General features: G+C 46.4%; 6 protein-coding genes. 5 read left to right on the top strand and 1 reads right to left on the bottom strand.

Annotated elements, in window-relative coordinates; genetic code table 11:
- The coding region (locus ACK5NH_RS19065) for a bifunctional 2',3'-cyclic-nucleotide 2'-phosphodiesterase/3'-nucleotidase (RefSeq protein ID WP_416922619.1) at nucleotides 1-1483 on the bottom strand (1483 nt) is incomplete at its 3' end.
- A gap of 690 nt (nucleotides 1484-2173) precedes the next feature.
- Between ACK5NH_RS19065 and ACK5NH_RS19070 the strand changes: the two genes are divergently transcribed.
- The 5 genes from ACK5NH_RS19070 to ACK5NH_RS19090 all read left to right on the top strand — a co-directional run bounded on the left by ACK5NH_RS19070 (nucleotide 2174) and on the right by ACK5NH_RS19090 (nucleotide 7183).
- Nucleotides 2174-4321, top strand: coding sequence for a M3 family metallopeptidase (locus ACK5NH_RS19070; RefSeq protein WP_416922621.1), 2148 nt, complete (start codon nucleotides 2174-2176; stop codon nucleotides 4319-4321).
- Between the two features lie 225 nt (nucleotides 4322-4546).
- Nucleotides 4547-5170 (top strand): 2OG-Fe(II) oxygenase, encoded by a 624-nt coding sequence (locus ACK5NH_RS19075; protein WP_416922623.1) that lies wholly within the window; start codon nucleotides 4547-4549, stop codon nucleotides 5168-5170.
- Between the two features lie 433 nt (nucleotides 5171-5603).
- The gene (locus ACK5NH_RS19080) at nucleotides 5604-6206 is read left to right on the top strand and encodes a GNAT family N-acetyltransferase (RefSeq protein WP_011622309.1); all 603 of its coding nucleotides are present in this window, start codon (nucleotides 5604-5606) and stop codon (nucleotides 6204-6206) included.
- Nucleotides 6207-6288: 82 nt separating this feature from the next.
- Nucleotides 6289-6753 (top strand): GNAT family N-acetyltransferase, encoded by a 465-nt coding sequence (locus tag ACK5NH_RS19085; RefSeq protein WP_416922626.1) that lies wholly within the window; start codon nucleotides 6289-6291, stop codon nucleotides 6751-6753.
- Nucleotides 6754-6787: 34 nt separating this feature from the next.
- Nucleotides 6788-7183 (top strand): hypothetical protein, encoded by a 396-nt coding sequence (locus tag ACK5NH_RS19090; protein WP_416922628.1) that lies wholly within the window; start codon nucleotides 6788-6790, stop codon nucleotides 7181-7183.
- Nucleotides 7184-7428: the final 245 nt, after the last annotated feature.

Consider the following 7428-nt stretch of genomic DNA (forward strand, 5'->3'; position numbering starts at 1 on the left):
GCGTGGTCTTGGTTGGATCGATTTGATTGAATTGGTTAGCCGAACACTCTAACCAATCTTTCAGCTCAGCACCTGTCGCTTTTACCGCAACCATGGTATTTGGGTAGAGGTAAAGATCGGCAGCGTTTTTAAAGGTTAAAGCGCCTTTATCGACTTGAACATATTGGTCAGCGTCGCTGGTTGTTCCATGGCGGCCACCGGCTTTGAATGGCGCAGAGGCTGATAAGACCGGTAAATCTTTTAACGCATCAGGGAGTTTGGCTTTGACGTTAGCAATTTGCGCGTCAGATACGATTTGTACGTTTGGATCGTCCTGCACTAAGGTCAAGAAGCTGTACATATCGGCGGCTGCAACCCCAATCGGCTCGTCCACGAAGGCGAGTGTTCCTTGGTGCTCGGCGGCAACGGCATCATGGATGGCGGCGTCGGCTTCGACTAATGGTGTTTTGGTCGCGCCATCATAGATAGGACGTGCCTTAGTGGTGGCACTGAGTACTGACCACTTACCGTCTTTACGCTCGAGTTTAAAGTCGACCACACCTAAGTTATCACCCCAGCGTCCAGGCATGACGGCTGGCACACCATTTAACAGACCCTTAGTCACGTCTGTGTTAGGTAAGTCGGCATATTTGGCATCGGGGAAGATAGAGTGGCTGTGACCAAAGAGAATGGCATTAATACCGTCGACATTGGTCAAGGCATAGGTCGCGTTCTCTGCCATAGGATCGCCAGGATTTTCGGTCGAACCGATACCAGAGTGGGGGATAGCGATAATCAAATCAGCGCCTTTCGCTTTCATTTCAGGCACATATTTCTTAGCGGTCGCAACAATATCTTCAACAGTTACTTTACCGGTGAGATTTTGTTTATCCCACAATAAGATCTGTGGTGGCACAAAACCAATATAACCAATTTTAATGGTTTGGTTATTTCCTTCGCTATCGACGATTTGCTTTTCTTTAATGATATAAGGGGTGAATAAATGTTCACCTTTTTTCACATCATTCCAGCAGCCATTATCGTCGGCACAATAAACGTTGGCGTTAATATAAGGGAAATCTGCACCATGAAGTGATTTATTTAAAAAGTCTAAACCATAGTTAAATTCGTGGTTACCGATATTACCCACTTCGTAATCTAATAGGTTCATCGCTTTATAGGCGGGGTGGACATCGCCCATTTGCAGGCCGACTTTAGCCATATAGTCACCCATAGGGCTACCTTGAAGCAGGTCGCCGTTATCTACGAGTACACTGTTTTTAGCTTCGCTACGGGCGGCATGGATCAGGCTTGCGGTACGTGCAAGACCGATTGTTGGGTCTTCTTTACCACTGTAATAGTTGAAATCCATGATATTTGTGTGCAGATCTGTGGTTTCTAACACACGTAAATCCGCTTGAACGATTTGCTCATCATCCGAGCTGCAGGCACTTACGCCTAGGGCGGCAGTGATCATCACTGCGAGTAGTTTTTTATTTAACATCGTTTTCTCTATTTATATTTATTTGACCCTAATACATGCTCTTTTAAGAACATGCCCATCATCCTGTTAATTGATGGCGAATGAACAGTTAAGTTACTGCGCCACTCAGTTAACGGACGAGGATTATAAAGTCATTTGATGATCTGAATGTGACATTAATTGCATAAAAGCTGTTTAAAATTGTGACAAGCAGCTTGATTGATTAATTTGTACACCACCAATGCCGCATTTTTGCTCATCGACTCGTTAATTTGATGTTGCCAGCTATTTATTAATAATAATTAATATTTAGCAGCTGAATGATGTTCGATCCTGAATATATTTGGCGTATGTCAGGATTATTTTTGGCTATTTTCTCAAGTGTTTTTACCTAAGTTTTTATTTTTAAATTAGATTATTTCTGTTTGATAGATCACTGTTTGAGTTGGCAGGGAATTCTCGTTTGTCGATAAAGCCCCGCCAAACTCACCTTGATGGCATTATTTGACGGCCGTCACACATAAAGAGATACAAATTTCCCTCGTTCCTTGGCTTTGAAAACTTGGCCGAAGGTCGCTTAACTTGCTAAGGTTGAGCATCGAAAACGGGCGTCCAAACTATGCGCCAGTTGGAAGAGAAGCCAAAATCCGTTACTCGCACCTTTCACTTAAAAAATATAAAGACAGGGCAGTAACACTCTAGGGAGTTCCTATGCGTAAGTCTGTTATTACTACTGCCGTGGCCGCGGCATTGTTATTGGGCGCGTGCTCAGAAAAGCCGGCAGCAAATACTGAGGCCGTCAATGCGGTTGCGACACAAGCCGCTGCATCGACTCAAGCTGATGCGACCAATGTGTTATTGAGTAAGAGTCCACTGCAGGATCAAGCTCCGCAGTTTAATCTGATCAAGAGTTCGGATTATGCCCCCGCGTTTGCGCAGGGTATAAAAGAACATGAGGCTGAAATCGCAGCGATTATTGCCAATAAACAGGCGCCAACCTTCGAGAATACGATTTTAGCCATGGAAACCTCGGGTGAGTTGTTAACTCGAGTGTCACGCACCTTCTTCAATCTGGCGGGGTTAATCTCCGACGATGATTTTCAAAAAAACGAGGCGGATTTAGCGCCTAAGCTATCGGCTCACCGCGATAACATTTACTTAGATCCGAGCATATTTGCCCGTGTGGAAACCGTATATCAACAACGTGCCACGTTAAGTGCCGAAGATAAGCGCCTGGTCGAGTTTTATTACGATCAGTTTGTACGTGCGGGTGCCAAATTATCCGATGCCGATAAAGCCAAAATGCGCGACTTCAATGCTGAATTAGCCACGCTTGCCACTGAGTTTTCACAAAACAGCTTAAAGTCATTTAAAGACGATGTGATTGTCGTGACCGACAAAGCACAACTGGACGGTTTATCTGACAGCGAAATCGCGACCTTAGCGGCCGCAGCGCAAGCGGCGGGTAAAACGGGTTACCTGATTACCTTAGTGAACACGACTCGTCAGCCTATTTTAGCCAGTTTAAATAACCGTGAACTGCGCCAAAAAGTCTGGGAAACCTCGGCCCACCGCGCCGTTGCCAGCAATGGTCCTTTAATCGTGAAGATGGCGCAGCTGCGCGCCAAGAAAGCCAATTTACTCGGCTTTGATACTTGGGCAGCCTACGCTGTGGCCGACCAAATGGCTAAAACGCCAACTGCCGTGTATGAAATTTTAGATGACTTGGCGCCTAAGGCGTTGGCTCACGCTAAAGCCGATGCGGCGGATATCCAAGCTGAAATCAAAAAGGCCGGCGGTAATTTTGAATTACAACCTTGGGATTGGGCTTATTACGCCGAGAAAGTGCGTCAGCAAAAGTACGCCTTCGATGAGAGCAGCATCAAACCCTACTTTGAATTTAACTCTGTGCTGAAGGATGGCTTGTTCTTCGCAATGCACAAACTCTACGGCATCAGCGTTAAACCGCGCACCGATTTACCGGTATGGCATAGCGATGTGCTCGCCTTTGAAGTTTTTGACAAAGACAACAGCTCTATTGGTCTGTTCTACCTAGACCCTTATGCCCGTGAAGGCAAGGGCGGTGGCGCTTGGATGGATGAGTTTGTTACTCAAAGCGGCCTACTCGGCACTAAGCCAGTGGTGTATAACGCGCTGAATATCCCGAAACCTGCTGACGGTCCAACCTTGATGACCTTCGATGAAGTGACCACTATGTTCCATGAATTTGGTCATGCCGTGCACGGTTTATTCTCCAAGGTGAAATATCCGAGTGTGGCGGGTACTGCTACGGCGCGCGACTTTGTGGAGTTTCCATCTCAAGTTAACGAAGATTGGAACATTGACCCAGCGGTTATTGCCAATTACGCCAAGCACTACCAAACCGGTGAGCCTATTCCTAAAGCCTTACTCGATAAGATCTTAGCCTCGAATAAATTTGGTCAAGGTTTTGATACCGTTGAGTATTTAGCGGCCGCATTACTGGATATGGAATGGCATTCGATTGGTGCCGATACCCAAATCAAGGATGTGGAACAGTTTGAACATCAAGTGCTAGCCAAACACGGCCTCGATTTCGCGCCAATTCCACCACGTTATAAGTCGAGCTATTTTAGCCATGCCTTCTCTGGTGGTTATTCTGCCGGTTATTACGCTTACCTGTGGACGGAAGTGTTTGCCGCCGATGCCTTTGCCTATATGGGCCAACATGGTGGCTTAAAAGCCGAAAACGGCGATAAGTTCCGTGGTGCGGTATTGTCGAAAGGCAACAGCGAAGATCTAATGCAGGATTACATCCACTTTACCGGTCAAAAACCCACGACCGGTGCCTTATTAAAACGCCGTGGTTTAGTCGATTAAACGATTCATTGTAAAAAGGGCCAAAGGCTTGGTAGGGCAACCTATCAAGCCTTTTTTTACGCTATTGTTTTTCGATAATCTTTACTCTAAAATCGCGCCAAATTTGACTGTGGGATAGCTTCTTTATCCCGTATCGACGCCCCTCGAAAATCAGGCTCAGTTTTCCCTCCTTTGAGCCCTTGAGTACAGCTAAAGCGTAGCCTTTTATTATTGGATGTAGCATTAATGGTTTCGCAATTAAGTGAAGCAGTGCTGGATGTGATCGCTGACGCCTTGGTAGACAAAGGCTATATCTTTTTACCCGAGTTAATTCCTCACCCCATTAGCCAAGTATTATTGGAAAAAATCCAAGCAACAGAAATACATGAGCTCAAAGCGGCTTCGATTGGACGTGGTGCAGAGCAGCAACTCAACCCCGATATTCGCCGCGATAGGATCCAGTGGCTGGAGGAGCAGAGCGAGCCAGATAGCCTCTATTTAGACTTGATGACGCAGTTAAAAGATGGCCTAAATCGTCGATTATTTATGGGATTATTCGACTACGAAAGCCATTATGCTGTGTATCAGCCCGGTGCTTTTTATAAGAAGCATGTGGATGCGCTAAAAGGTAGTCAAAACCGTATCTTAACCACAGTGTTTTTTTTAAATCCAGATTGGAAACCAGCAGATTGCGGCGAGCTGATTATTTATGATGAAGCCGATAATGAGATTGAACGCATCGCGCCTAAAATGGGGCACTTTGTGATTTTCTTAAGCGAGCGCTTCCCCCATGAAGTCAGTAAAACCTTAGCCCAGCGCAACAGTATTGCCGGCTGGTTTAGGGTGAGTAATAGCGTGCACGGGTTTTAGTTTATCGGGCCGTAACGGCTTGATGCTGCTTAAAAGTTCTATATGATTTCAAGGCGCAGTGTTTCTAAGTAAACACTGCGCTTTTTTGATCTTAATGGGGCAGTGTTATCAACACCTGCTAAATCGATACTTAAATTGTACTTGATGCAGTTTGTTTGCACTTACGTCATGTTAAACCGGGAGTCATAAGTCTCGGAGTTATCTTGACCCCTGCGTTATTTGGCTGCATCAGAACGACCGCAACATCAGCCTAATCTGATTCATCAACATGTCATTTTCGACGGCGAAGCTTAAGGAAATCTTAGCGCCTGCACCTAGAATGAAATTATCAAATCACATTGAAAATAGAGGTTTTTTTATTTTAGATTAATGTTAGGCTAGTAAAAAATGTGCGCAAGGACACACTTTTTAGTCAGCAAATGGAGGCGATACTGTGGGCGAACGCGATCTTTTAGGTTGTTTAACGGGCGAACATGTCGTGCTGGAACCCCTCTCTTTATCCCATGTTGCCGCCTTGAGTTTAGCGGTAACGGATGGTGAGTTGTGGCGTTTATGGTTTACCAGCGTGCCAGAGCCAAGCGAGATGAAAGCCTATGTGACTAAAGCCTTGGATGAGAAAGCACGCGGCGAGAGTTTCCCGTTTGCGGTGCGCGACCGTCTCTCAGGTGAGATTGTCGGCTGCACCCGTATCTGCCATTGGGAGAGCGAGCATCGCCATTTGGAGATTGGTTACACTTGGTACGCCAAGCGCGCCCAGCGCACGGGGATTAATACCGAATCTAAATTATTACTGCTGACCTTTGCCTTCGAAACCCTCGATGCCATTGCCGTCGAGTTTCGCACCCATTGGCATAATCAAGCATCTCGCCAAGCCATTGCCCGCCTCGGCGCCAAGCAAGATGGCGTGCTGCGCAACAATAAGATCCTCAAGGATGGCACGATCCGCGATACCGTGGTGTATTCCATTATCGATTCTGAATGGGCCACAGTGAAACACAACTTAGCATTTCGCTTACAGCAACGACCGGTAGAGTAAGGCGAGTTGAGGCTTCAAATGGTGAGATGCATTCGCTATTTGGAGTCGCAACACGCACGTAGATTTGAGGTAGGAAAGGCCGATGGCAAACATTATTTCTCGCGCTGACGTATCCCATAGTCATGAGGTTGCCCTGTTATTTAATGAGTATCGGCAGTTTTACGGCTATAAGGATGATGTCCCTGCGGCGGAGCAGTTTATTCGTGCGCGTTTGCAGGATGCCTCGTCCGTAGTGTTTATCGCGCGCTCACCCGAGGGTATGGGATTGGGTTTTGTGCAGTTGTATCCCAGTTATTCATCGCTGCGTTTGGCGCCGATTTTTATCCTAAACGATGTGTTTGTCACCCAGCATGCGCGTTGTGTCGGTATCGGTCGGGGGTTGGTGCAACAGGCGACTGAGTATGCCAAAGCCCAGGGCGCTCGCGCCTTAGTGCTCGAGACCCAAAAGGATAATGTCCGCGCGCAGGGATTGTATGAGGCCTTAGGCTTTGTGCGGGATCAGAAATTTTTAACTTACGAGCTTGAGATCCACTCATTGCTTAAGTAGTTTATGCTTAATTGCGAATAAAAAGGACAACAAGATGTTTAAAGCGTTTGCCGTTGCCGGCTTAATGTTAACTGTTAGCCATAGCGTAGTTGCCGATGAGGCAGAAAAGGCATTTAGTAAAGAAGCCATTGAATGTGCTGCTTATTATCAAATCAGTTCCGAGGCCATTGGCGCCATGAATGCCCCGCAAATGCAAGCAGTGGGTGAGCGCTTAAAAACCTCTAAAGTCGAGGCTGAAAATCTGGCGAAGAAGTATCAGTCAGAAGCCGAAGTTACCCAAGCGGTGGCCGACGCTAAAGCGCGCCAGATCCAGAGTCTAGGCGGCTCAAGTAACTTAGGTGCGCTAATGGGCAAATATAAAGATGAGTGTAAAAACCTGTTAGCCGATCCGCAAAAGCGCCTCGATTACTGGACCATGGCCACCATGTAAGTCTTGCCTGTGATAAACAAAGGAGCCTGAGGCTCCTTTGTGTTATCTGAAGTCTATTTTTAGATTTACTGTGGTTTAGCATGATTTAGTCTTAATGAATGTGATTCTGCCGATACTTGTGTCATGGCACATGCTATGTGTAATAGCGTACAGCTTTTGTCATTAAGATTACGGTTGTTGTAATAGAGTGTCGCTTTGGCGGGTCTTACTCCCTAGATGAGCATGGGCCTGATGGCCGCGAATAA

Source organism: Shewanella sp., assembly GCF_047975355.1.
Taxonomy (GTDB): domain Bacteria; phylum Pseudomonadota; class Gammaproteobacteria; order Enterobacterales; family Shewanellaceae; genus Shewanella.

Excerpts from the sequence above, each read along its gene's own strand:
- ACK5NH_RS19070 (WP_416922621.1), top strand. The coding sequence starts at position 2,174 with ATGCGTAAGTCTGTTATTACTACTGCCGTGGCCGCGGCATTGTTATTG.
- ACK5NH_RS19075 (WP_416922623.1), top strand. The coding sequence starts at position 4,547 with ATGGTTTCGCAATTAAGTGAAGCAGTGCTGGATGTGATCGCTGACGCC.
- ACK5NH_RS19085 (WP_416922626.1), top strand. The coding sequence starts at position 6,289 with ATGGCAAACATTATTTCTCGCGCTGACGTATCCCATAGTCATGAGGTT.
- ACK5NH_RS19090 (WP_416922628.1), top strand. The coding sequence starts at position 6,788 with ATGTTTAAAGCGTTTGCCGTTGCCGGCTTAATGTTAACTGTTAGCCAT.